The following is a 21827-nucleotide window of genomic DNA, read 5'->3' as shown; positions in this document are numbered from 1 at the left end:
TTAAGATTAATTCTGTGCCCTTTGTTGATGCCGTAGCTACAAATTGAACCCGAAATGAAACCCCGGTTCTCCCAAGACAAACTTGGGCCATTTATCGTCCAGCTGTTTAAATCCATCTGGCATTCTGGTGTGGTAAGCGCGGTGGGTAATGGCAACGGATGGTTGAATAAAAAATCTGTCTTTAAAAAGTTTAACGTGATACCCCGCCCGGTACGTATTGAAAATCTGAAACCCATCATCTATTCTTTTGCCTTCTTTATTCGTAAAAGTCTGAAAAGTAGGCATTACGTTAAGTTCGGTGTAGAGTCCTTTCCAAAAAAAGCGTTGGTACGTTACTGATAGGCCATACTCGCGAACATACCCCGGAAATTCTTCCTCCAGCTTACCGTATGCTTGGTTGAAGAATGGATGAATACCATTGGGCCAAGCATATTTCCAGGTTTTCGGCTCTAAGGTAATGACGTCTTTGCCGGTAATCCGGTAGCCAAAATTAAGCTGGACGAAGTCGGGAGGGTTTGTAGGAGCCAGATTGCCCAAGAGGAATATAGTGCTGCCAACAAACCATCTTTTGTAAGTGCTATCTGCCTCAGTATACTGAGCCTTGGCTTGTAGTGTGCTGGCCGTTAGGGCCAGGCTAAGGAATAAGAGGTTCTTTTGCATTTCTTTCCCCTTTGTGTGAAACGATGCTGCAAAAGTTGGTTGACGAGCTCCCGGAACTCGTTCACTTAAGTTAAGAAATGCCCCTCATTCTTTGTCCTTCTCTGTAATTCTTGCTCTTAATCGGCTCAATGATTGAGGTTTGATGCCTAAGTAGCTCGCTAGCTGGTGTTGGGGAACCCGCTGAACCAGGTCTGGGCGATTTTGCAGTAAGCTCAGGTACCGTTGTTCTGGGGAAGAAGTCTTGAACTCGTCAAAATTGATTTGGTGCTTGGCTAGTAATTCTTCTGATAACATTCTGCACATTATTTCAAATTTGGGGAATTTGCTATTTACTTCTTTTTCCAAATCAGGATTTGAAACGGTAATGATGCTGTCTTCGACGCAGCTGATGAAATAGTCGGAAGGATTTTTACTTGCAACGCAATGAGGCGTTAAGGCATCCAGCTCCGTAAAGAACGCGGTGGTTTTTTCTTCACCATCTTTGATGTAATACTTTCGAATACATCCTTTCAAAACAAAGTAAGAATCCTGTGACTTCTGGCCTTCTTTAAGTAAAATAGTTCCTTTCTTAATATAACGGAATATGTCGAGCGAGAGGAGAATGTTTTTCTCATCTTCTGTTAAAGAAATATAGTTTGATATAAAGCCAAAAAGTGCGTTTTCCATTTTTTTGGGAGGAGATGGAATTGGTCTGAGGGTTTACGGCTTGGCGATGGTAGGGCGCTTCAGCAAATTCTTGCGCTGCCCGGGCAAGCCCCGAATCACCGGCCTGTTAGGGTGGCGTTGTTGCCGCTTCGACCAGGCTAATCGGGGCTGCTCGTAAGCAAAAGAACCTGCTTATTTGACGGGTCCACAAGAGTGTAGGAAATAAAATAGTTTCTCGCCTGATTCCTACCAAGTTTGTAGGAATCGGCTTTCCTTTTTCAGAATATCCTACAAGCGCCAGGCGGCGCCGCTTCGCCCACAAACCGCGTTCCGCCCGTACCTTCGCGTCTATGCGTTACTTCGCTCATCTGCTCCCGGGGTTGCTGCTTGCCAGCGCCGCCTGCGTGCCCCTGGGCACTCCCATCACCGACCCTAATGCTACCGGCACCAGCCAGAGCACGCCCGTAGCGGCTGCGCCCACGCTACGCTACGAGGATGCCACCTACTCGCCCGATGTGCGCTCCGTGCAGTGCTACGTGGCTACCGGCCAGGCCACGCAGGTGTTTACGCCCCCGGTGGTGTCGCTGGCCCAGGACCTGCCCGTCACCCTGGAGTTTGATGTACTCAGCGAGCAGGGCCAGCGCCTCACGGCCCGGCTCGTGCACTGCGACGCCGACTGGAAGCCGTCCATCCTCACGGATATGCAGTTTCTCAGCCAGATCAACGAGCAGACAATTACCGACTACCGCACCAGCGTGAACACCAAGGTGCCCTACTACCACTACCGCACCCAGCTGCCCCGGGTCAAGATTTCGGGCAACTACCTCTGGGTGGTGCAAACCACGGCGGGCGTGCCCGTGCTTTCGCGCCGGGTGCTGGTCTACGACAATCGGGTGGAGGCTTTCCTGCAGCCGGGGCCTATAGCGGCGGGGCAGCAGCGCTACACTATGCAGCAGCTCAACTTCGGCATCCGCTACGGGGGCTACCCCATCGTCAATCCTGCCCAGGAAGTGAAGGTGGTGCTGCGCCAGAACTTCCGCTGGGATAATGCCCGCTACAACCTGCGCCCCACTTTCGTGCGCGACGCTGAGCGGCAGCTTGACTACCAGTACTTCAACTTCGAAAACGCTTTTCCCGGACTGAGCGAGTACCGCTTCCTTGACTTGCGCTCCTTCCGGGCCAGCGGGGCCGGGGTAGCGCGCATCAACCCCGAGGCCAGCCCCCGCGAAGCCGACCTGCTGCCCGAAGCCACCCGCAACGGCCTGGCCTATTCCCAGTACCCTGATGTGGATGGGCAGCGCGTACTGGAAAGCCGCGAGTACGGCACCGGCGCCACCAACGCCGACTACCTGAACGTGACCTTCCACCTAAGGGCCCCGCAGCCCGCGCCCGGCCCCGTGTATGTGCTGGGGGCGCTATCCGACTGGCAGCTGCGCGAAGAAAACAAGCTCACCTACAACGCCGAGGCCCAGGAGTACCAGGGCCGGCTGCTGCTCAAGCAGGGCTACTACAACTACAGCTACGCCGTGGGTGGGGCGGCCGTACCCAATGAAGTGTACTTTGAGGGCAGCCACCAGGAAACCGAAAACCAGTACGATCTGCTGGTGTACTACCGCCCGCCCGGCACCCGCACCGACCTGCTCATTGGCTACAGCGCCGTGGCCGTAGCCAACGCCCAGATCATCCAGCTAAACCAGGGGCGTTAAGACAAGTAGGCAGCCTAATTCAGTACGTCATGCTGAGCGCAGCCGCAGCATCTGGACCGCTTCGTTGAATGATGCAGGCGAAGCGGTAGAGATGCTTCGGCTCCGCTCAGCAGGACGGCCTGGTTTATCAGACAAGCTGCTGCCCACGGCTCCATTCCAGCCGACACGGCCGGGCTTGCGTAAGCAGAGACTCTCGTTGTCTCCGCTTATCCCCGTTGCATGTCGTTGTATAACCTTGGGCTGGTGGTTTTGGGCGTGGCTATTCTGGCCGTAGCCTGGCTGCCTTCGCTGCTGAAAAAGTTTCCGCTCTCGTACCCCATCGTGTTTGTGGGGCTGGGGGCGTTGGTGTACGCGCTGCCGCTGGGGTTGCCCTCGCCCGACCCGATAACGCACGTCGAATTTGCCACCCACCTCACCGAGCTGTGCGTGATTGTGGCCCTCACGGGTACGGGGCTGAAAATCGACCGGAAGTTTTCGCGGGTGCGCTGGCGGGCTCCGCTCAAGCTGGTGCTTATCCTGATGGTGGTGTCCATTGCCGGCTTCTGGGTGGTAGCCTGGCGGCTGGCCGGCCTAAGCCTGGCCTCAGCGTTGCTGCTGGCCGCCACGCTGGCCCCCACCGACCCCGTGCTGGCCGGCGACGTGCAAGTGGGCAAGCCTGGGGAAGGTCGGGAAGACAACGTGCGCTTTGCCCTAACCGGCGAGGCCGGCCTTAACGACGGCCTGGCCTTTCCTTTCGTATACCTGGCGTTGGCTCTCTTGCCGGCCGCCGTGCCTGTAGTGGAGCGCCTCACCGACTGGGCACTGATGGACGTGCTGTACCGTCTTGCGGCGGGGGTAGCGGGGGGCTGGCTGGCGGGTAAGGTGCTTTCATTCCTGATTTTTGACTTGCCCCACCGCATCCGTATTAATCCTGAAGCCTACGGGTTTGTGGCCCTGGCCGTCACGCTCACGGCCTACGGCATCACGGAGCTGGCGCACGGCTACGGCTTCCTAGCCGTGTTCATTGCGGCGGTTACGCTGCGGGCGCATGAGCGCAGCCACGAGTACCACACCGAAATGCACGAGTTCACGGACCAGCTGGAGCGCCTGCTCATTGTGGTGATTCTGCTATTGTTTGGGGGCGCGCTGGTGCGGGGGCTGCTGGAGCCGCTCACGTGGCGCGGGGTAGGGCTGGGGCTGTTTCTGCTGTTTCTGCTACGGCCCATGGGCGGCATGCTCACGCTCTGGCGCAGCCGCCTGAGCTGGCCCGAGCAGTTGGTCATTTCGTTTTTCGGCATTCGCGGCATCGGCTCGTTTTTCTACCTGGCCTACGCTCTCAACAAGCAGGCATTTCCCGATAGCCGGGAGTTGTGGGCCATTACGGGCTTCACGGTGCTTACCTCCATTATCCTGCACGGGGTGTTGGCCACGCCCGTGATGAACTGGCTGGACCGCTGGCACGGCCGCCCCACCACCCTGGAACTGGACGAGCGGGCCGAGGCTGAAATTTCCCGCTGAGCCCCGACATTTGAGCTGGTGTAACCTCCGCGCCGGTGCTGCGTTGCTGGCAGTATCCGTAACAATACCTGCCGCCTGCAGCGGCTACGGACTCTTCCTCTTCCCACCTGGCGCGGGTGGTCATCGGCTTTCCTGCGCTTTACTCTCTCCGTTCTATGAAGTCCCGTATTCTCTTTCTCAGCGGCAGCCTGGCCGCCGCGCTACTGTTCAACTCCTGCGCGACCAACCCCGTTACCGGCAAAAAAGAAGTCATGCTGGTGTCGGAAGGGCAGGAGCTGGCCATGGGCCAGCAGTCGGACCCGGCCGTAACGGCCCAGTTTGGCCTCTACCCCGACCAGAAGTTGCAGAACTTCATCAATGAAAAGGGCAAGCAGATGGGCGCCATCTCGCACCGCCCCGAGCTGGCCTACAACTTCCGCATCGTCGATTCGCCCGTTATCAATGCCTTTGCCGTGCCCGGAGGCTACGTATACTTCACGCGCGGCATCATGGCCCACTTCAACAACGAGGCCCAGTTTGCGGGCGTGTTGGGCCACGAAATCGGCCACGTCACGGCCCGCCACTCGGCCAAGCAGCAAACCAATGCCATCATCGGGCAAGTAGGGCTGGTGGGCGCCATGATTGCCTCGCCCAAGCTGGCGCAGTTTGGCGACCAAGCCATGCAGGGCATGCAGCTGCTGTTTCTGAAATTCGGGCGCGACGACGAAAGCCAGTCCGACGAGCTGGGCGTGCAGTACTCCAGTAAAATCGGGTACGACGCGGCCCAGATGGCCGACTTCTTCCAGACCCTGCAGCGCGAGCAGGAAGCCAGCGGCGCCGACCCTATTCCCGACTTCCTCTCCACCCACCCCAACCCCGCCGACCGCTATAACCGCGTGCACCAGCTGGCCGACCAGTGGAAAGCCAGCAACGGTAACCCCACCAACCTGAAGATCAACCGGGACCAGTACCTGCGTATGATTGACGGCATTGTGTACGGCGAGGACCCCAAGCAGGGCTTCGTGGAAAACAACGTGTTTTACCACCCTGAGCTGAAGTTTCGCTTTCCGGTGCCAGCCGGCTGGAAGCACCAGAACACGCCCCAGCAGTTTCAAATGGCCGACCCCGGCGGCAAGGCCCTGCAAATGCTGATGCTGGCGCCCGGCAACTCCCTGGAAGAGGCCGCCCAGGCTCTGGCCAAGCAGTTCAGCCTCCAGCCCACCGACTCGAAGAAAACCACCATCAACAACTTCCCGGCCCTGGCCTTCGTGGCCGACCAGGTGCAGCAGGACCAGCAAACCGGCCAGCAAGTAGCGGGCGTGCGCGCCCTCACGTACCTGATTCAGGACGGAAAAACCATTTTCGCACTGATTGGCGTTTCGGCGCCGACTGACTTTGATGGGTTTGCGCCGCAGTTTACCAGCGTGGCCCAGGGATTCCAGCGCCTCACCGACTCCGAGAAGCTGAACCGCCAGCCTGAGCGGGTGCGCATCAAAAAGCTGACGCTGCGCAGCAACCTCGAAACCGCCCTGCGCCGCTATAACGTGCCCGAAAAGCGCCTCAACGAAATGGCTATTCTGAACGGTATGCAGCTGAACGACCAGGTAGATGCCGGCTCCCTCATCAAGGTAGTGGAAAAATAAGCTGACCGGTTTGGCACGATGCCTGCCTACTATGGCCTGCGCCTGGGTGTGCAGCGCTCGTGCCCGGCCTTGGTTTTGTCTTCCCGTACTTCATTCTCTCCCGATGAAAATTTCCCTGTCCCGTCCCGTTCGCGCCGCCGCCCTCCTGGGGTTGCTGCTGCCGATGGGAAGTCTGGTGGGCCCCACCACGCCCGCCAGCGCCGTTGCCCCCGTGCAAGGTGCCCAGCCCGATCCGCAGGTAGTGGCCCAGTTCGGTCTGCTCGATAACTCGGCCCTGCAGCAGTTTATGGATCAGAAAGGCGGTGCCATGGGCCGCATTTCCGACCGCCCCAACGATGTAAAAGGCTTCACGGTGCTTGACTCGCCCATTATCAACGCCTTTGCCACGCCCGATGGCCACGTGTACTTCACGCGCGGCATCCTGGCTTACTTCAATGATGAAGCCCAGTTCTCGGGCGTGCTTGGCCACGAGATTGGCCACATTACGGCCCGCCACGGTCAGAAGCAGCAAACCCGCTCCACCATTGCCAACGGGGCCCTGATCCTGGGGTCTCTGCTTTCCAAGCGCGTAGCCCAGCTAGCCCAGCCGGCCTCGCAGGTAGTGGGCCTGGGCTTGCTGAAGTACGGCCGCGACGACGAAAGTGAATCGGACCAGCTGGGAGTGAAGTACTCTACCAAAATTGGGTACGACGCCTCGCGCATGGCCGACTTCTTCCAGACGCTGCAGCGCACGGAGCAGGCGAGTGGGGCGGCCAGCGTTCCTACCTTCCTCTCGTCGCACCCCAACTCGGCCAACCGCTACACTACGGTGAAAAAGCTGGCCGCCAACGCCAAGCAGGATGCTGGCGGCCGGGCCCTGGCCGTAAACCGCAACTCCTACCTGCAGCGCCTCAACGGCCTTGTGTATGGCGACGACCCGCGCCAGGGCTATGTGCAAAGCGGCTACTTCTATCACCCCGATCTGAAGATTCAATTTCCAGTGCCTACCGGCTGGAAGTCTCAGAACTCACCCCAGCAGTTTCAGATGGCCGAGCCCAGCGGTAAGGCTGTACAGATTCTGACGGCGGCCCCCGGCAACTCCCTGGAAGAAGCGGCCCAGTCACTGGCCAAGCAGTTGAACCTACAGTCGCCAAAGGCTTCGCGCACCACGCTCAACGGCTTCCAGGCCCTGGCCATCCAGGGCAACCAGGTGGGGGAGCAGGGCGTAACAGCCGCCACGCTGAGCTACATCATTCAGGACGGCAAAACCCTGTATGCTCTCATCGGTATGTGCGGCCCGCAGACGCTGGGCACTTACGGCCCCACGTTTCAGCGAGTGGCTCAGGGCTTCAAGCGCCTCACCGACGCAGCTAAAATCAACAAAGCCCCGGAACGCATTCGCCTGCGCACCGCCAAAGCCGGTCAAACGCTGGCCTCGGCCCTGGCCGCCAACGGTATTCCCTCGAAGCGTTATGAGGAACTGGCCATCCTAAACGGGATGCAGACCTCCACCAAGCTCACTGCCGGACAGCTGTATAAAGTGGTGGGTAAGTAAACCACGGATTCGTGCGGATTTATCGGATTTCGCGGATTTTGTAGACGGCGCATTGCACCCACCTATAACACAAAAAAGACCAGCCCATAGGCTGGTCTTTTTTGTGCGTCGTTTCGGTGGTTTTATTAGATTTAGCTTATAGGCAACGCACCTTGCAACCCATTTTATAAATGCTTGTTATGTTGTTGGACAACCGTTACAATGAATTGACGCATGCTATTATTGGGTGTTCTATGGCCGTGCATCGTATGCTGGGTAGTGGGTTTCAGGAGGCAGTGTACCAGCGAAGCCTAGCAATAGAAATGGAGCAAGCCAAGCTGCTTTTTGCGCGTGAGGTAGAAGTACCTATTTACTACAAGGGTATTGACGTAGGCTCGAGCCGGATAGATTTTCTGGTGCAAAACACCGTGCTGGTCGAGTTGAAAGCGCTGCACGAGCTAAACCAGAACCATTTTGCACAAACTATCAACTACTTGGAAGCCTTTCAACTGGAAGTAGGTCTGCTCATCAATTTTGGAGAGCCAAGCCTACGCTATAAACGATTTCTCAAAAACCAGCCCCGCTCACTTTCCTTGTAATTGTTCTGGTCCCAACAAAAAAGACCAGCCCATAGGCTGGTCTTTTTTGTGTTATAGGTGGGTGCAATGCGCCGTCTACAAAATCCGCGAAATCCGATAAATCCGCGCGAATCCGTGGTTCAGACGTTAAACCGGAAGTGCATAATGTCGCCGTCCTGCACCACGTAGTCTTTGCCTTCCACGGCCATTTTGCCGGCTTCCTTGATTTTTACTTCGGTTTTGTATTCCTGGTAATCGGCCAGCTTGATAACCTCGGCGCGGATAAAGCCTTTCTCGAAGTCGGAGTGGATGACGCCGGCAGCGGCGGGAGCTTTGTCGCCGCGGTGAATGGTCCAGGCGCGCACTTCCTGCACGCCGGCCGTGAAGTAGGTAATCAGGTTCAGCAGCTCGTAGGAGGCGCGAATCAGCTTGTTTAGGCCCGACTCCGTGAGGCCGTACTCGGCCAGGAACATTTCCTTTTCCTCGGGGTCTTCCATGTCGGCAATCTGCTCCTCAATGGCCGCCGATACCAGCACCACTTGGGCGTTTTCGGCCTTTACATGCTCCCGCAGGGCCGCTACGTGCTTGTTGCCGTCGGTGGCAATGCTGGCCTCGTCCACGTTGGCCACGTAAATCACGGGCTTGATGGTGAGCAGCTGCAGGTCGGCCACAGCTTCCAGCTCGGTGTCGTCGGCCGGCACGGCGCGTGCGTTCTGCCCGGCTTCCAGGGCCGCCTTGAAGCGCTGGAGCACGGCTACTTCCTTTTTGGCCGCGGCGTCGCCGGCTTTAGCGGAGCGCTCCGACTTCACCAGCTTTTTATCAATGCTTTCCAGGTCTTTCAGCTGCAGCTCGGTGTCGATGACATCCTTGTCGAACACTGGGTCGACGCCGCCGGCCACGTGCACGATGTTAGGGTCCTCAAAGCAGCGCACCACGTGAATAATGGCGTCTACCTCGCGGATGTTGGCCAGGAACTTGTTGCCCAGACCTTCGCCCTTGGAAGCCCCTTTTACCAGACCGGCAATGTCCACAAACTCGATGATGGTGGGCAGCACGCGCTTGGGGTTCACCAGCTTTTCCAGAATCTGTAACCGCTCATCGGGCACGGTAATCACGCCCACGTTGGGCTCGATGGTGCAGAACGGATAGTTGGCCGACTCGGCCTTGGCGTTGGAAAGAGCGTTGAACAGCGTGGATTTGCCCACGTTCGGCAAGCCGACGATACCGCAGCGGAGACCCATATGACGGTGAAATAGTGAGTTAGTGAGATGGTGAGCTGCACCGCCGGTGCAATTCGTGCCGCAAAGGTAGGGCGTTTTGGGCGGGTTTGCAGCTTGCCGGTTCCGTTGACTTACCGTCCCGGGGCCAGCCGCTAACGCAACGACGCGCCACTGCCTTCGGGAAAGCAGGGCGCGCCGGGGTAGTCGGGGAGAAGGTGTGTAGAGCTTGTTTCGCTAGGCGTGGGGCTGGTTAGTAGGTGTCGTCGGCGCGGTTGGGGTTGTAGCCAGCGTCGCCCGGGCGGCTGTCGTAGCCGTCGTAGGCAGGGCGGGGGCGGTCCAGCTCGGCTACTTCCTCTTCCGTCAGCAGCTCTTCGCGCACATAGTCCACCGCATCCTGCAGGGCATCCACGAATTTGGCGAAGTCTTCTTTGTACAAGAAGATTTTGTGTTTTTCGTAGGAGAATGTGTCGTCATCGCGCAGGCGACGCTTGCTTTCGGTGATGGTGAGGTAGAAATCCTGCCCGCGCGTTGCCTTCACGTCAAAGAAGTAAGTGCGCTTACCAGCCTTGACGCGTTGGGAGTAGATTTCTTCCTGATCGTGACGGTCTTCCACAGTTAAATGAGTAGAGTTGAGGTATTCCAAGATGACTAAATTGTTGCCCAAAATAAGGACTTCCCCCATGATATAAAAATAGGGAAGCCTGGGTTTCGGCCATTACACCCGAAAACTCGCTAAAAGGGAAATTGCACACTGTAAAGACGCCCGGATCGGAGTGCAGCTTTTTGCGGATATTGAGAATCTTTTTACGCCCGGCATTTCGTGCCGTGGTTTCAGCAAGGAGGCCCGCCCCAGACGGCGCGCAACCCGTTTACCTGCTTCTACCCTATATGGCAAAACCACTGGACCTGGCGGCCGTGCGCTCCTTCGAGAACCTGGAATTCCTGGCCCGTCAGCTGGTAGAGGGGTTTATTACGGGCCTGCACCAGTCGCCCTACCACGGGTTTTCGGTGGAGTTTTCCGAGCACCGGCTTTACAACCCCGGCGAAAGCACCCGGCACCTCGACTGGAAAGTGCTGGCCCGCACCGATAAGCTGTTTGTGAAGCGCTACGAGGAGGAAACCAACCTGCGCTGCCACCTCCTGTTGGACGTAAGCCCCAGCATGTACTACCCCGTGCCCGACTTCGACAAGCTGCGCTTCAGCATCCTGAGTGCGGCGGCCCTGTGCACCCTCCTGCAAAAGCAGCGCGATGCCGTGGGCCTCGTCACGTTTGCCGACCAAGTGGAGCTGCAAACGCCGGTGCGCTCCACCAGCACCCACCGCCACACCCTGCTGCTCACCCTGCAGCAACTGCTGCAGCGCCCCGTGGTGCGCCGCCCCACCGACGTGGCCCACGTAATTCACCAGATAGCCCAGCAAATCCCGAAACGCTCGTTGGTGATACTGTTCAGCGACATGCTGGGCCGGGCCCCCGAGGAGCAAACCGCCGCGCTGGCGGCCTTGCAGCACCTGCGCCACCAGCAGCACGAGGTGCTCCTGTTTCACGTAATGGACCGGGCCACGGAGTCGGACTTCACCTTCCAGGAGCGGCCCTACTTGTTTGAGGACGTAGAAACCGGCCAGACGCTCAAGCTCCAGCCCAACCAGGTGCGCGAGCAGTACCGCGCCGCTATGCAGCGCTACGAGCACGAGTTGGCCCTCCGCTGCGGGCAGTACAAAATTGACTTCGTGCCGGTTGATATCCGGGAGCCATTCGACAAGGTGCTCTATGCCTACTTGGTCAAGCGCAATAAAGGCCGGTAAATCTGCATTGTATGGACTTTTTTAGTTTTCTGGGCTACCTGTTTGCTCTAGTGATTCCCAGCGTGATAACCGTGTATGTAGCCCGCATGTACGGCCGCTCCGGGTGGCGCTGGCTGCTGATTTCCCTGGTGCTGCCCTTCCTGTCGGTGTTTCTGATTATGCTGCTCGTGAGCCGGGAAAGCCTGCGGCGGGAGCAGGAAGAAGACGAGCGGCAGCGGGCAGAGCGCGCCCGGCGCTAAATCAGCTTTGCCTAGGTTGGGGCGTTGTCCAACGACTGCCACAGGTATTTACTGGCCAGGGTACGGTGCGGCCGCCAGGCTTCGGCAATTTCCGTCATGCGGCGGAGCAGGGCCCGGCCGGTTTCTTCCAGTTTATAGTGGCGGCGCATGGCATTCTGAATGCCCAGGTCGCCTTCCGGAAAGACATCGGGCTGGTCCAGGGCAAACATCTGCAGCATTTGAGCCGTCCAGCGCCCAACGCCTTTTATTTGGGTGAGATGCAGCGTGAAGGCCTCCGCATCCAGCTGCGAGAGGTGAGCGTGGTCGAGCTGGCCCCGCTGGGCATAGTCGGCAATGGCGCGCAGGTAGCCGGCCTTCTGGCGGGAGATGCCCGCCGCCCGCAGGTCCTCATCCGACAAAGCCAGGACGGCTGCCGGCTCCGGGTAGCCATCGGGTGGGAAAAGGGCCTGCACCTTGCGCCAGATGGCCGCCGCCGCTTTCGTGGATATCTGCTGCGAGACAATGGCCTTCAACAAAGCCAGATACAAATCCTCGTGGGCACTGGGCTGAATAGGCCGCCCCTGGCGGATAATGGTAGCCAGAATGGGGTCGGCTTGCGCAAGGTGCGCGAGGGCGGCAGTAGATGTCATACGCGGGAAAAATGGCGGGCAGGAGGCCAGCAGCAAGGTAAGTACCCGCCGCTAGATATAAGTGCCATTCGGCCGCGGTATGGTCAGTCCGTGTACCTTTACTGCCGATGCCCTTACGTAGAATTATTACGCCTATTCGGGAATTGTCGGAGAGCGGGAAGCTTTCGGGGCTGCTGCTGCTGCTGGCTACCGTGGTTTCCCTGGTCCTTAGCAACTCGCCCTGGGGGGCGCGCTACCTACATTTCTGGCATACAGAGGTAGGGGCGGGGCCGCTCGTCAAAAGCCTGGCCCACTGGGTGGATGATGGGCTGATGGTCGTCTTCTTTTTTCTGGTAGGGCTGGAAATCAAGCGGGAGGTGCTATACGGCGAGCTAACCGACGTGCGCCACGCCTTGCTGCCGGTGCTGGCAGCTGTTGGCGGAGTGGCCGTGCCGGCGGGCATCTACCTGCTGTGCACGGCCGGCACACCCGCTGCGCACGGCTGGGCTATTCCCACGGCCACCGACATTGCTTTTTCGCTGGGAATTCTGTCGTTGCTCGGCGACAAAGTGCCCCCCGGCCTGCGCGTCTTTCTCACCGCCCTGGCCATCATCGACGATTTGCTGGCTGTGCTCATCATTGCCGTGTTTTATACAGACGAGCTGCATATGGGCTATCTGCTGGCAGCTGGCGGCATCCTGGCGGCGTTGGTGGTGGCCAACCGCCTGCGGGTGAAGTGGCTGCCGCTGTATTTTCTGCTGGGGCTGGGCTTGTGGTTTGTGGTGTTGCAGTCGGGCATACACGCTACCATTGCGGGGGTGGTGCTGGCCCTCACCATACCTACTACTGCCATCGAGCAGATTGAGCACGCCTTGCAAAAGCCGGTGAGCTACCTCATTTTACCCGTTTTTGCTTTGGCCAACACCGCTATTGTGTTGTCTGGCGAGGCCGTAAGTGGGCTGCTCTCACCCCTGGGGATGGGGGTGGGGCTGGGGCTGCTGCTGGGCAAGCCAGTGGGTATCTTTTCGGCTACATGGCTGGCTGTAAAAGCCGGGGTGGCCGAACTGCCCGCCAATGTCACCTGGCTGAAGCTCCTGGGCCTCGCCTTCACGGCGGGCATTGGCTTCACCATGGCCATTTTTATTGCCAATCTATCCTTCTCAGATCCGGCCCTTATCGATGTGGCCAAGCTGGCCGTCATTGCCGGCTCCGTGCTGGCGGCCTTGCTTGGCATTCTGGTGCTTCGGCTGGGACACTCCCGGGAGTAAAGCAGCGGCCAGACTTTTTATAGTTCTGCCCAGTTGGTCAGCAACTAGGCAGAACTATAAAACCGGTAAACTACTGCGGGCTACTTACTGGGCAAGGGCGTGCAGGGCGGTCAGTGTTTTCTCCAGCATCGAGTCGTCAATGTCTAGGTGGGTAACGAAGCGAATCATTTGCGGGCCGAAGGAAGAAGCCAGGATGCCTTGCTCCTGCAGGCGGGCCAGGAAGGTTTCGGCGGGCATCGTGTCCTGCAGGCGGAAGATGACGAGGTTGGTTTCTACGAGCAAAACCTCCGCCACATAGGCTTGAGCCTCCAGTGCCTCGGCCAACTGCCGGGCCCGGCGGTGGTCGTCGGCCAGCCGCTCCACGTTATTTTCGAGGGCATAGAGGCCGGCCGCTGCCAGGAAGCCGGCCTGGCGCATGCCCCCGCCCATCACCTTGCGGATACGCTTGCATTTCTGAATAAACGCCCGGCTGCCCAGCAACACCGAGCCCACCGGGGCGCCCAAGCCCTTGCTCAGGCACACGGAAATAGTATCGAAGTAGCGGCCATATTCCAGGGCCGACTGTCCCGTAGCTACCAGGGCATTGAAAATGCGGGCTCCGTCGAGGTGCAGCGGAATCTGGTAGCGGCGCGCCACCTCCGCAATGGAGGCAATTTCTTCCAGCGAGTAGCAGCTACCGCCGCCGCGGTTGTGGGTGTTTTCGAGGGAAATGAGGCTGGTTGTCGGGTAGTGCACATTCACGGGCCGGATGGCGGCTTCTACCTGCGCCGCCGTTACGCGGCCCCGGTTGCCGGGCAGCAATGCCACCGAAGCGCCGGAGTGAAAGGCAATGCCGCCTACTTCCCAAAGGTAAATGTGCGACGTCTGCTCACAGATGACCTCCGACAGAGGCTCGGTGTGGGCTTTGATGGCAATTTGGTTGGTCATGGTGCCGGAGGGGCAGAACAGCCCGGCTTCCAGCCCAAAGCGGGCGGCAGTGGCTTCTTCCAGGGCCCGCACGGTGGGGTCTTCCTCGTACACATCGTCGCCTACGCGGGCCTGGAACATGGCGTCCAGCATAGCCGGGGTAGGACGGGTAACGGTGTCGGAACGGAAATCAATGAGGGATACGGTCATGGAGTTAGCAATCAGGTTTCAGGATTCAAAAATAAGACTTACTTTTGCCCCTCCTTTACTAAATTGACTAAACCGACCCGGATATGAGCGTCACCCGACTGAAGCGGAAGCACCGCAAGAACATTGCGCGCGCCAATAACAAGCAGCGCATCATCAAGCAATTGCTCCTCACCCCCGTTCTGAAGAACGTGGACATTGAAGAGCTGAAAGCCAGCTTCAACGGCGGTGCTGCCCCCGCCCAATCCGAAACCAAGGCTGAGAAGGCTGCTGCCCGCTCCAAAAAGCAGGCCGATGCCAATGCCGAAGCCAGCGTAGCCAAAGACAACGCCGCTGCTTTCGACGATGCCGAAGCAGTAACCAAGCCCGTGAACGAAGACGGCCAGGAAGGTGAGCACCCCAAGCCGGAAATTGCTCTCTAACTAGCCTGCCACCCGCGTCGGTTGGCTCCCATACAGTACGAAAGCGCCTCTACCAGTTGGTAGAGGCGCTTTTTTGCGTTTGGCTACTCCCCGCTGGTGGTTCGTGGGCCCAGCTCTATCACCTGGAGCTGCTGCACCTTGCCGCCCGTTACCTGAAACTTCAGCAGGGTGCGCACTTTGTGAAAGCCATGCCGCCCCGCCGCTCCAGGGTTCAGGTGCAGAAGTTGGTATTTAGGGTCAGGCATCACCTTCAGGATATGCGAATGACCGGAAATAAAAAGCCCCGGGCGACGCTCCTGCACAAGCTGGCGTCCGGCGGGGCTGTAGTGGCCGGGGTAGCCGCCAATGTGCGTCATCAGCACGCGGAGACCTTCCAGGGTAAAGTCCTGCACCAGGGGCTGGGTGAGGCGCACGTCCCGGCCGTCAATGTTGCCATATACGCCCCGCACGGGAGCCAGGGCTTCCAGTTGCGTAATAACTTCGGCAGTGCCAAAGTCACCGGCGTGCCAGATTTCGTGGCACCCAATCAGGTGATGGAGAATACGTTCGTCCAGGTAGCCGTGGGTATCGGAGAGAAGGCCAATCTGTTGCATGCTGCAAGGTACAACTGAACGGTAGGCTGGTGGCAACGTTACCGGGTACTTCTCGTATCTTGCCCGGTCTGCTGGGTATTTCCGTTTGCCGATATTTATGCACTGCTTTGCAAAGGACCCCGGCGCTAAAACTGAATTTCTTGCCTTCTTTCCTCTCATCCCGCGATGAACGTTTTCATCAACGACATTCCGCTGATCATTAAAAAGACCAGCGACAAGGTGTATAAGCACCGCTACGACCTGATTCTGAACGCCGAGGATGAATTCATCTCCAAGGACCTGGTCGGCGACGTGCTCGTGCGCGACGCCACCCCGGCGTTTATCGACCGTCTGCTGCGGCTGATGGAAGTGAAGAAGCTCAAAAAGCTGACCTCGCTGACTTTGCTGGCCCGCAAGAAAAAGTCGCTGATTCTGCACCTGAAAGACCAGTTCCGGATTGCCAAGGCCGCCGGAGGACTTGTGGTGAAGGATGGGCTGATTTTAATGATTTACCGCTTAGGCAAGTGGGATTTGCCCAAAGGCAAGCTCAAAAAGGACGAAGACCCCATGCAGGGCGCTTTGCGCGAAGTAGAGGAGGAAACCAACGTGCAGCTCGCGCTAGGCGAAGAGCTGCCCAGCACCTGGCACTCCTACGCCTACAACGGCAACAAGATCCTCAAGAAAACCAACTGGTACATCATGCAGTGCCTCGACGACTCGCTGATGAAGCCCCAGGCCGAGGAGTACATCGAAGAGGTGCGGTGGATGTCGCCCCAGGAGGCGCTGGCCGTGCTGCCCGATACTTATGCTTCCATTGCCTTGGTGGTTCGCCACTATTTAAGCGAGGTAGCCGGCAACTCTACGGAACCCGCCGTACCGGAACCCGTTAAATAGGGGGTTCTCACTTTTTCCCTGCGTTATGCTCGCTTCATCTACTTCTTCTTCGCGCCGACTGCTGGTCCCGGTTTTTGCCGGCTTACTGGGTCTGGCTGGCTGCATGAATTCCCAGAATGCCTCGGAGACGGAGCGGCCGGCGGCCGAGCGCGGTACGGCTGTCACGCCGGGTAAGCTCGACGTAGCCAGCCTGCTGAAGCGTAACATTGACCAGCTCCGCCGCCAGCTGGGCCAGCCGCAGGAAGCCAGCGACGAGCTGGTGGGTGCAGACCCAAACGCCGATCAAATGAAATCTACCAACGGGGAAGGCTGGATTAATACCTTTCAAACCGAAGGCAACACGCTGGTGGTCACCTTCAACGCCCGCAACCGCCGCGTGAGTGACATTGTGCTGGTGGGTAGCAACGAGGATGACCTGATGCTGCGCGGCGGCCTGATGATGACCAGCCCCGACTACATTGTTATGCCGATTTCGGATGGGGGGCCGGAAAGCAATAAAGTAAAAGGCATACGGGTAATACCTCGTCGCAAATAGCAGGTAATCTGCGGCCAACACGCAACCGGGCGGCTCTTGCTAGGGCCGCCCGGTTGCGTGTTGGCGCTACCTCATTGCTGGGCGGGGGCCGGTAGCTGGAAGGGTACGAAATCGTCGATGTTACCGCCAAAGCGGTGGATTTCGCGGATGATAGTGCTGCTAATGGCGGCCAGGGTAGGAGAGGTGATAAGGAACACGGTTTCCAGGGCCGGATTTACATGGCGGTTGGCCTGCGCAATGGTATTCTCATATTCAAAATCGGTGGTGTTGCGCAAGCCCCGTAGCAAGTAGCGGGCCCCAACCTCCCGGGCGAAGTCGGCGGTGAGGCCTTTGTAGGACTGCACCGACACGCGCGGCTCATCCGCAAATACCTGTTCAATGAGCGTTACCATTTGCTCCACGGGCAGGTAGCGCGTTTTGCTGCTGTTGTTGCCGATGGCAATGATAATCTGGTCGAACAAGTCAGCGCCCCGCCGTACCACGTCAAGATGACCATTGGTGAAGGGGTCGAAAGAGCCGGGAAACAGGGCAATGCGCATACGGTTACTATGTGAAGGAACGAATGAATGAGTGCGTGAATAAGTCAGGCAGCATTAGTGACTCGTGCACCCAATCATCCACAGAGGTGTAGGCTGAACAAATCGAAATAACGGTACTCGAACACGTCGTTGAGGCGGTAGCTGTAGCCCAGGTCGTAGGGGCGGTTGCCGAAGCGAATGTTGCGAACGTACTTGCGCAGGATGGTGAACAGAGCCGAGTCGTGCAGCAAGTCGCCCCACACAATCACCGGATCCTGGTCGGGGTTGAGTTGCAACTCCTGCATCACCAGGATGATGTAGTAGATGAGGTCCTCCGGGGTGGCAAACGTGAACACGTTGCAGAACTCCGGCTTCTTGTCGCGAATAACGATAAGGGTAACCTGGTGCGCGCTGATGCTCACGTAGAGCCGGCGCGGGGCACCCCGGTCACTCTGGTGTACCAAGCCTTCGAGCAGGGCACTGGTATGATGGAGCAGCTTACCCGTTGGATACATTTGGGCAAACCACTCGGCTACCTGACGGTCGGCCGCGAATACGTTCACCATATCCCGGGCCGGGTGGGGATAATAGCGCACCACCTCCTGCAGGGCATCGGGGGTATGATGCAGCTGCAGGTAAGTAGCCTCGTCGCCCTCCCGAAACAAGGGCGCGGGCAGGAGAGTGAAGTGCCGGTTCTGCACGGCCAGGCGCACCTGGTTCCACCCGGCCTGCCCTACCAGATCATGTTGCCCGGCCAGCCCCTGCAACTGCTCGGCCAGCGGCCTGTCTGGCTGGGGCGCGTAATCTTCGAGAAGCACAAACTTGTTGCGCCGCACATCGGCGACGCCCACGCGCAGGCCCGCGGCGCCCACCGAAAGGTAGAGGTTATAGGCAGCTAACTGGTCCGGGTCCAGCGTCTCATCACGCAGGCGCGGCAGGGCGGCGTGGGCGGAGGCGGTGTACAGAGAATCGGGCACGGGCAAAAGGTGAGGCGGAAAGAAAAGGGGCCCCTAAAGGTACAAACCCCTCGGAGTTCTAGCCGCCAGCAGACACACCCAAGCAGCACATCTTTATTCAGCCAGTGAAAAACTGCCGGGCTCTTAGCGCCGATGTGCTTTATCGAAGATTACCTGGGGGATGAACACGTCGTCGGGGCTGAGGATGTGGCGCAGCAGGGGATGCAGTTGCTGCGGGTCGAAGGCGCCCAGCTGGCGCGGGGTGAAGTAGGCCAGCTTGGTGAGCAGCTGGGCGTCGCGGGCGTGCTCGGGGTCGAGGCCCAGCTTGGCTTCGGCGGTATCATCAGCCGGGGTAACTTCAAAGAACAACTCCAGGGCCTGTAGCTCCCCGCGGCGGAACTCGTGCACGTGCAGAAAGCGTCCCACCGTCACCTCTAAGCCCGTTTCTTCCCGAAACTCCCGCCGCAGCGCCTCGTGGATGGACTCCCCAAACTGCCAGCCCCCCCCGGGCGGCGACCAGAACGGAATACCATCGGGCAGCAAGCCCCGATGCGCAGCCAGCAGTACGGCATTTTGGCGCAGCAGCAGGCCGCCCACCCGCACACGCACCTGGCCGGCGTAGGGTTGCAGCAAGGCCGCCGCGAAGTCAGGGGAAAGATCAGCCATAGGTGGTTTGGGAAAGAAGGCAGAAATCAGGGTTGGGCGGGGCAGCGGGGAGCCAGCAGGCGGCGCCCCCGGCGCAACAGCCGCACCGCAAGGTACACTACGAAGCCGAGGGCGGCCACGGCTACCAGCACCGGCAGCAGCAGGCCCAGCACCGAGCCTACCACGGCCAGCAGGTTTTCGGCGGTGGCCAGCACGGGGTTGCCCAGGCCGCCGGTGGTGACGGTAGAGCCCGCCCGCAGCAGGGAAGTGCCCGTCTGGATGAGGCCCGCCGTGCCCCCACCTACTAAAATACCCAGCCCCCAGCGCAGCATAGGGTCCAGCTCGGGCAAGGCCGAGGTCATGAGCAAGGTGCCGGCAATGAAGGAAGCCGGGGTAGTGAGGGTATCCAGGAAATTATCTACGACGGGTACGTAGTAAGCCAGCATTTCGGCCACTGTGGCCGTAGCCAGTACGCCAAACGCCGCCCAGGTGCCCAACCACGCGAAGCCCGGCGACGGTGCCAGGAAGCCCGTGAGGTAAGCCAGGTTGGCGGCCAGCAGCGGGACAAACACCCGGAAGCCGCTGCACGCGGCCAGGGCCAGCCCGAGGGCGCCGGAGAGAATGTAAAGCTTGGGTTCCATAGCAGTAGGGCGGTAGTCGGGTTTAAGGTACGCAACTCTGCGGTTCAGGACTATTTGGGCGGTACCTTTGCCCTCCATGACACCTCCCGAACCTTCCCAGGCAACCACGGCCGACGCGCTGGAAACCCGCATCCGTCGTCGGCTGAAGCGCCAGCATTTCATGCACCACATCGGCGCCAACCTCACGCGCATTGAGCTAGGCCGGGTGGAGGCAGAGGTAGTGATGGAGCAGCACCACCAGCAGCACGGCGGCTTTGCGCACGGGGGCCTGGTGGCTACGCTGGCCGATCTGGTAGCAGGCTTTGCCGCCGTTACCCTGGCTCCGGAAAACCAGAGTCTGGTAACGGCCGAGTTGAAAACCACTTACATGCGCCCCGGCGTGGGTGAAAAGCTCCGCGCCGTGGGGTGGGTCCTCAAGCCTGGTCGCCGCCTGTACTTCTGCGAGGCCGAAGTGTGGGCCGATGAGAAGCTGATTGCCAAAGCCTCGGCTACTATGGCCGTGGTGGAAGCACAAGGGTAGGTTTCACCGGAAGCAACTACCGACCGACGCTGGAAGCAGTGCCGCTGCCGCCACAACATCAGGCAAGCTAGGGACCTGAAACGGGCTTAGCTTTGTTACTGGAATCCTCCTTATGCTCTCACTCCGCCTTCCTTCCGTCCGCGACTTTTTCCCCTACGAGCCCACGCCCGACCAGGCCCAGCTGTTTCAGCAGCTCGACGCCTTTCTGCGCGACGAGCTGCCGGGGCGCAAAGCCTTTGTGCTGCGCGGCTACGCGGGTACGGGCAAAACCACCGTGGTTAGCGCCCTGGTGCAGTGGCTGCACCACCGCCAGCGCAAGTATACCCTCATGGCGCCCACTGGCCGCGCCGCCAAGGTGATGAGTACCTACTCGGGCGTGCCGGCCAGCACCATTCACAAGAAAATCTACCGGCAAACCAGCGGCACGCCCTCCGAGCGGCTGTCGTTTCAGCGGCAGGTAAACCGCACGGCCGACATGCTCTACATCGTGGATGAGGCCTCCATGATTTCCGACGAAAAGGCCTTCGGCGAAAACGGCTTGCTGGATGATCTGATGGGCTACGTGTTTGAGAAGCAAACCAACCGCCTGCTGCTCATCGGCGACACGGCCCAGCTGCCGCCCGTGGGCCAGCTGCTCAGCCCCGCCCTCGACCCCGAGCTGCTGGCTCACCGCTTCCGGGCCCACGTGCAGTCGGTGGAGCTGCGCCAGGTGATGCGTCAGGCCGAGTCCTCGGGCATTCTGATGAACGCCACAGTGCTGCGCGAAGAGCTACGCGAGGAGCAGCCCAAAATCACCTTCTTCACCAAAGGCTACCCCGACATTTTCTCCATGGGCGGCGACAAGCTGGAAGACGGGCTGCGCTGGGCCTACAAAAACTTCGGGCACGAGAATACCACCATCATCTGCCGCTCCAACAAGAACGCCAACCAGTACAACCAGTTTATCCGGCGCATTCTCTTCGATGCCGAGGACGAAATTGAGTCGGGCGACTACCTGATGGTGGTGCGCAACAACTACTTCTGGCTGCCCAAGGACTCGGAAATCGGGTTTCTGGCCAACGGCGACTTTGTGCAGGTCGTCAAGATCATCCGGCGCACCGAGGAGTTCGGCTTCCGCTTTGCCGATGCCCGTGTCCGCCTCGTCGACTACCCCGACGAGCCCGACCTAGAAGTAAAGCTCCTGCTCGACACCCTGTACACCGAAAGCCCCGCCCTGCCCGCCGACCGCAGCAAGGCCCTCTACGACGCCGTGAGCGAGGATTACGCCGATATTGCCCTGAAGAAAGACCGCTCGGCCGCGTTGCGCAAAGACCCGTTCCTGAATGCCCTGCAGGTGAAGTTTGCCTACGCCCTCACCTGCCACAAGGCCCAGGGCGGGCAGTGGCAGGCCGTCTTCGTCGACCATGGCTTCCTGAAGGATGAGATGGTGAACTCCGAGTTTGCGCGCTGGCTTTACACGGCCATCACGCGGGCGGCAGAGCGGTTGTTCCTGCTGAACTTCAACCAAAAGTTGCTGGCCGAGTAGCACGTAGCTGCAACCTATCCAGCGAATTGTGGGTTTCTCACCAAACGCTCATGTCGGTATTCTTAAACTGGCAGGATAATTGGCGCGGGCCGCAAAACGCTTACTTTTGAATAATACCTACCTTCTC

At 59.2% G+C, this 21827-nt stretch carries 24 protein-coding genes; 13 read left to right on the top strand and 11 right to left on the bottom strand.

Annotated elements, in window-relative coordinates:
* Nucleotides 1-36: 36 nt before the first annotated feature.
* Both FY528_RS17880 and FY528_RS17875 read right to left on the bottom strand, forming a co-directional pair.
* Nucleotides 37-660, bottom strand: a complete 624-nt coding sequence (locus FY528_RS17880) for a hypothetical protein (protein ID WP_149072394.1) — start codon at nt 658-660, stop codon at nt 37-39.
* 84 nt (nt 661-744) lie between these two features.
* Nucleotides 745-1326 carry a Crp/Fnr family transcriptional regulator gene (locus FY528_RS17875; protein WP_149072393.1) on the bottom strand — a complete coding sequence of 194 codons (582 nt, stop codon included), beginning with the start codon at nt 1324-1326 and terminating at the stop codon, nt 745-747.
* Between the two features lie 329 nt (nt 1327-1655).
* Between FY528_RS17875 and FY528_RS17870 the strand changes: the two genes are divergently transcribed.
* The 5 genes from FY528_RS17870 to FY528_RS17850 all read left to right on the top strand — a co-directional run bounded on the left by FY528_RS17870 (nt 1656) and on the right by FY528_RS17850 (nt 8242).
* A complete protein-coding gene (locus FY528_RS17870; RefSeq protein WP_149072392.1) occupies nt 1656-3011 on the top strand; it encodes a type IX secretion system plug protein in 1356 nt (451 codons plus the stop codon).
* Between the two features lie 219 nt (nt 3012-3230).
* Entirely contained in the window at nt 3231-4508 is a 1278-nt protein-coding gene (locus FY528_RS17865; protein ID WP_149072391.1) for a cation:proton antiporter, read from the top strand.
* 155 nt (nt 4509-4663) lie between these two features.
* Nucleotides 4664-6130, top strand: coding sequence for a M48 family metalloprotease (locus FY528_RS17860; RefSeq protein ID WP_149072390.1), 1467 nt, complete (start codon nt 4664-4666; stop codon nt 6128-6130).
* Nucleotides 6131-6233: 103 nt separating this feature from the next.
* The gene (locus FY528_RS17855) at nt 6234-7664 is read left to right on the top strand and encodes a M48 family metalloprotease (protein ID WP_149072389.1); all 1431 of its coding nucleotides are present in this window, start codon (nt 6234-6236) and stop codon (nt 7662-7664) included.
* 179 nt (nt 7665-7843) lie between these two features.
* On the top strand, nt 7844-8242 hold the full coding sequence (locus tag FY528_RS17850; protein WP_149072388.1) for a GxxExxY protein: 399 nt from the start codon (nt 7844-7846) through the stop codon (nt 8240-8242).
* Nucleotides 8243-8361: 119 nt separating this feature from the next.
* Here FY528_RS17850 and ychF read toward each other — a convergent pair whose 3' ends face one another.
* Entirely contained in the window at nt 8362-9462 is a 1101-nt protein-coding gene (ychF, locus tag FY528_RS17845) for a redox-regulated ATPase YchF (RefSeq protein ID WP_149072387.1), read from the bottom strand.
* Nucleotides 9463-9691: 229 nt separating this feature from the next.
* Entirely contained in the window at nt 9692-10054 is a 363-nt protein-coding gene (locus tag FY528_RS17840) for a DUF3276 family protein (RefSeq protein ID WP_232066367.1), read from the bottom strand.
* Between the two features lie 275 nt (nt 10055-10329).
* Here FY528_RS17840 and FY528_RS17835 point away from each other — a divergent pair, with 275 nt between their 5' ends.
* On the top strand, nt 10330-11244 hold the full coding sequence (locus tag FY528_RS17835) for a DUF58 domain-containing protein (protein ID WP_149072386.1): 915 nt from the start codon (nt 10330-10332) through the stop codon (nt 11242-11244).
* Between the two features lie 11 nt (nt 11245-11255).
* Nucleotides 11256-11483, top strand: a complete 228-nt coding sequence (locus FY528_RS17830; RefSeq protein WP_149072385.1) for a hypothetical protein — start codon at nt 11256-11258, stop codon at nt 11481-11483.
* A gap of 11 nt (nt 11484-11494) precedes the next feature.
* Here FY528_RS17830 and FY528_RS17825 read toward each other — a convergent pair whose 3' ends face one another.
* Nucleotides 11495-12112, bottom strand: coding sequence for a DNA-3-methyladenine glycosylase family protein (locus FY528_RS17825; protein WP_149072384.1), 618 nt, complete (start codon nt 12110-12112; stop codon nt 11495-11497).
* A gap of 107 nt (nt 12113-12219) precedes the next feature.
* Here FY528_RS17825 and nhaA point away from each other — a divergent pair, with 107 nt between their 5' ends.
* Nucleotides 12220-13359, top strand: a complete 1140-nt coding sequence (gene nhaA, locus FY528_RS17820) for a Na+/H+ antiporter NhaA (protein ID WP_149072383.1) — start codon at nt 12220-12222, stop codon at nt 13357-13359.
* A gap of 84 nt (nt 13360-13443) precedes the next feature.
* On the opposite strand, the gene FY528_RS17815 is transcribed toward nhaA, so the two are convergent.
* Nucleotides 13444-14475: a threonine aldolase family protein gene (locus tag FY528_RS17815; RefSeq protein WP_149072382.1), complete on the bottom strand. Its 1032-nt coding sequence runs from the start codon at nt 14473-14475 to the stop codon at nt 13444-13446.
* 83 nt (nt 14476-14558) lie between these two features.
* Here FY528_RS17815 and FY528_RS17810 point away from each other — a divergent pair, with 83 nt between their 5' ends.
* Complete coding sequence (locus FY528_RS17810; protein ID WP_149072381.1) at nt 14559-14894, top strand: hypothetical protein; 336 nt, start codon at nt 14559-14561, stop codon at nt 14892-14894.
* A gap of 83 nt (nt 14895-14977) precedes the next feature.
* Here FY528_RS17810 and FY528_RS17805 read toward each other — a convergent pair whose 3' ends face one another.
* Nucleotides 14978-15487, bottom strand: coding sequence for a metallophosphoesterase family protein (locus FY528_RS17805; RefSeq protein ID WP_149072380.1), 510 nt, complete (start codon nt 15485-15487; stop codon nt 14978-14980).
* A gap of 165 nt (nt 15488-15652) precedes the next feature.
* Between FY528_RS17805 and FY528_RS17800 the strand changes: the two genes are divergently transcribed.
* Entirely contained in the window at nt 15653-16360 is a 708-nt protein-coding gene (locus FY528_RS17800) for an NUDIX hydrolase (protein ID WP_149072379.1), read from the top strand.
* 25 nt (nt 16361-16385) lie between these two features.
* Nucleotides 16386-16895, top strand: coding sequence for a hypothetical protein (locus FY528_RS17795; protein ID WP_149072378.1), 510 nt, complete (start codon nt 16386-16388; stop codon nt 16893-16895).
* A gap of 71 nt (nt 16896-16966) precedes the next feature.
* Here FY528_RS17795 and coaD read toward each other — a convergent pair whose 3' ends face one another.
* The 4 genes from coaD to FY528_RS17775 all read right to left on the bottom strand — a co-directional run bounded on the left by coaD (nt 16967) and on the right by FY528_RS17775 (nt 19655).
* A complete protein-coding gene (gene coaD / locus FY528_RS17790) occupies nt 16967-17434 on the bottom strand; it encodes a pantetheine-phosphate adenylyltransferase (protein ID WP_149072377.1) in 468 nt (155 codons plus the stop codon).
* A gap of 74 nt (nt 17435-17508) precedes the next feature.
* A complete protein-coding gene (locus FY528_RS17785) occupies nt 17509-18390 on the bottom strand; it encodes a DUF3822 family protein (protein ID WP_187632181.1) in 882 nt (293 codons plus the stop codon).
* A gap of 123 nt (nt 18391-18513) precedes the next feature.
* Nucleotides 18514-19035, bottom strand: a complete 522-nt coding sequence (locus FY528_RS17780; protein WP_149072375.1) for an NUDIX domain-containing protein — start codon at nt 19033-19035, stop codon at nt 18514-18516.
* Nucleotides 19036-19061: 26 nt separating this feature from the next.
* Nucleotides 19062-19655, bottom strand: coding sequence for a DUF4126 domain-containing protein (locus FY528_RS17775; protein ID WP_149072374.1), 594 nt, complete (start codon nt 19653-19655; stop codon nt 19062-19064).
* 76 nt (nt 19656-19731) lie between these two features.
* Between FY528_RS17775 and FY528_RS17770 the strand changes: the two genes are divergently transcribed.
* Both FY528_RS17770 and FY528_RS17765 read left to right on the top strand, forming a co-directional pair.
* Nucleotides 19732-20175, top strand: a complete 444-nt coding sequence (locus tag FY528_RS17770) for a PaaI family thioesterase (protein WP_149072373.1) — start codon at nt 19732-19734, stop codon at nt 20173-20175.
* A 112-nt stretch (nt 20176-20287) separates the two neighbouring features.
* Nucleotides 20288-21700, top strand: a complete 1413-nt coding sequence (locus FY528_RS17765; protein ID WP_149072372.1) for an ATP-dependent DNA helicase — start codon at nt 20288-20290, stop codon at nt 21698-21700.
* Nucleotides 21701-21827: the final 127 nt, after the last annotated feature.

Origin of the sequence: Hymenobacter lutimineralis, from assembly GCF_008271285.1 — a bacterium.
GTDB lineage: Bacteria > Bacteroidota > Bacteroidia > Cytophagales > Hymenobacteraceae > Hymenobacter > Hymenobacter lutimineralis.
Note: the sequence above shows the minus strand (reverse complement) of the source record. Positions and strands in the feature narration are given on the sequence as shown.

Bases quoted from the DNA above. Each gene is read 5' to 3' on its own strand.
- FY528_RS17880 (WP_149072394.1), bottom strand. From the start codon at position 660: ATGCAAAAGAACCTCTTATTCCTTAGCCTGGCCCTAACGGCCAGCACA.
- FY528_RS17875 (WP_149072393.1), bottom strand. From the start codon at position 1,326: ATGGAAAACGCACTTTTTGGCTTTATATCAAACTATATTTCTTTAACA.
- FY528_RS17870 (WP_149072392.1), top strand. From the start codon at position 1,656: ATGCGTTACTTCGCTCATCTGCTCCCGGGGTTGCTGCTTGCCAGCGCC.
- FY528_RS17865 (WP_149072391.1), top strand. From the start codon at position 3,231: ATGTCGTTGTATAACCTTGGGCTGGTGGTTTTGGGCGTGGCTATTCTG.
- FY528_RS17860 (WP_149072390.1), top strand. From the start codon at position 4,664: ATGAAGTCCCGTATTCTCTTTCTCAGCGGCAGCCTGGCCGCCGCGCTA.
- FY528_RS17855 (WP_149072389.1), top strand. From the start codon at position 6,234: ATGAAAATTTCCCTGTCCCGTCCCGTTCGCGCCGCCGCCCTCCTGGGG.
- FY528_RS17850 (WP_149072388.1), top strand. From the start codon at position 7,844: ATGTTGTTGGACAACCGTTACAATGAATTGACGCATGCTATTATTGGG.
- ychF (WP_149072387.1), bottom strand. From the start codon at position 9,462: ATGGGTCTCCGCTGCGGTATCGTCGGCTTGCCGAACGTGGGCAAATCC.
- FY528_RS17835 (WP_149072386.1), top strand. From the start codon at position 10,330: ATGGCAAAACCACTGGACCTGGCGGCCGTGCGCTCCTTCGAGAACCTG.
- FY528_RS17830 (WP_149072385.1), top strand. From the start codon at position 11,256: ATGGACTTTTTTAGTTTTCTGGGCTACCTGTTTGCTCTAGTGATTCCC.
- FY528_RS17825 (WP_149072384.1), bottom strand. From the start codon at position 12,112: ATGACATCTACTGCCGCCCTCGCGCACCTTGCGCAAGCCGACCCCATT.
- nhaA (WP_149072383.1), top strand. From the start codon at position 12,220: ATGCCCTTACGTAGAATTATTACGCCTATTCGGGAATTGTCGGAGAGC.
- FY528_RS17815 (WP_149072382.1), bottom strand. From the start codon at position 14,475: ATGACCGTATCCCTCATTGATTTCCGTTCCGACACCGTTACCCGTCCT.
- FY528_RS17810 (WP_149072381.1), top strand. From the start codon at position 14,559: ATGAGCGTCACCCGACTGAAGCGGAAGCACCGCAAGAACATTGCGCGC.
- FY528_RS17805 (WP_149072380.1), bottom strand. From the start codon at position 15,487: ATGCAACAGATTGGCCTTCTCTCCGATACCCACGGCTACCTGGACGAA.
- FY528_RS17800 (WP_149072379.1), top strand. From the start codon at position 15,653: ATGAACGTTTTCATCAACGACATTCCGCTGATCATTAAAAAGACCAGC.
- FY528_RS17795 (WP_149072378.1), top strand. From the start codon at position 16,386: ATGCTCGCTTCATCTACTTCTTCTTCGCGCCGACTGCTGGTCCCGGTT.
- coaD (WP_149072377.1), bottom strand. From the start codon at position 17,434: ATGCGCATTGCCCTGTTTCCCGGCTCTTTCGACCCCTTCACCAATGGT.
- FY528_RS17780 (WP_149072375.1), bottom strand. From the start codon at position 19,035: ATGGCTGATCTTTCCCCTGACTTCGCGGCGGCCTTGCTGCAACCCTAC.
- FY528_RS17775 (WP_149072374.1), bottom strand. From the start codon at position 19,655: ATGGAACCCAAGCTTTACATTCTCTCCGGCGCCCTCGGGCTGGCCCTG.
- FY528_RS17770 (WP_149072373.1), top strand. From the start codon at position 19,732: ATGACACCTCCCGAACCTTCCCAGGCAACCACGGCCGACGCGCTGGAA.
- FY528_RS17765 (WP_149072372.1), top strand. From the start codon at position 20,288: ATGCTCTCACTCCGCCTTCCTTCCGTCCGCGACTTTTTCCCCTACGAG.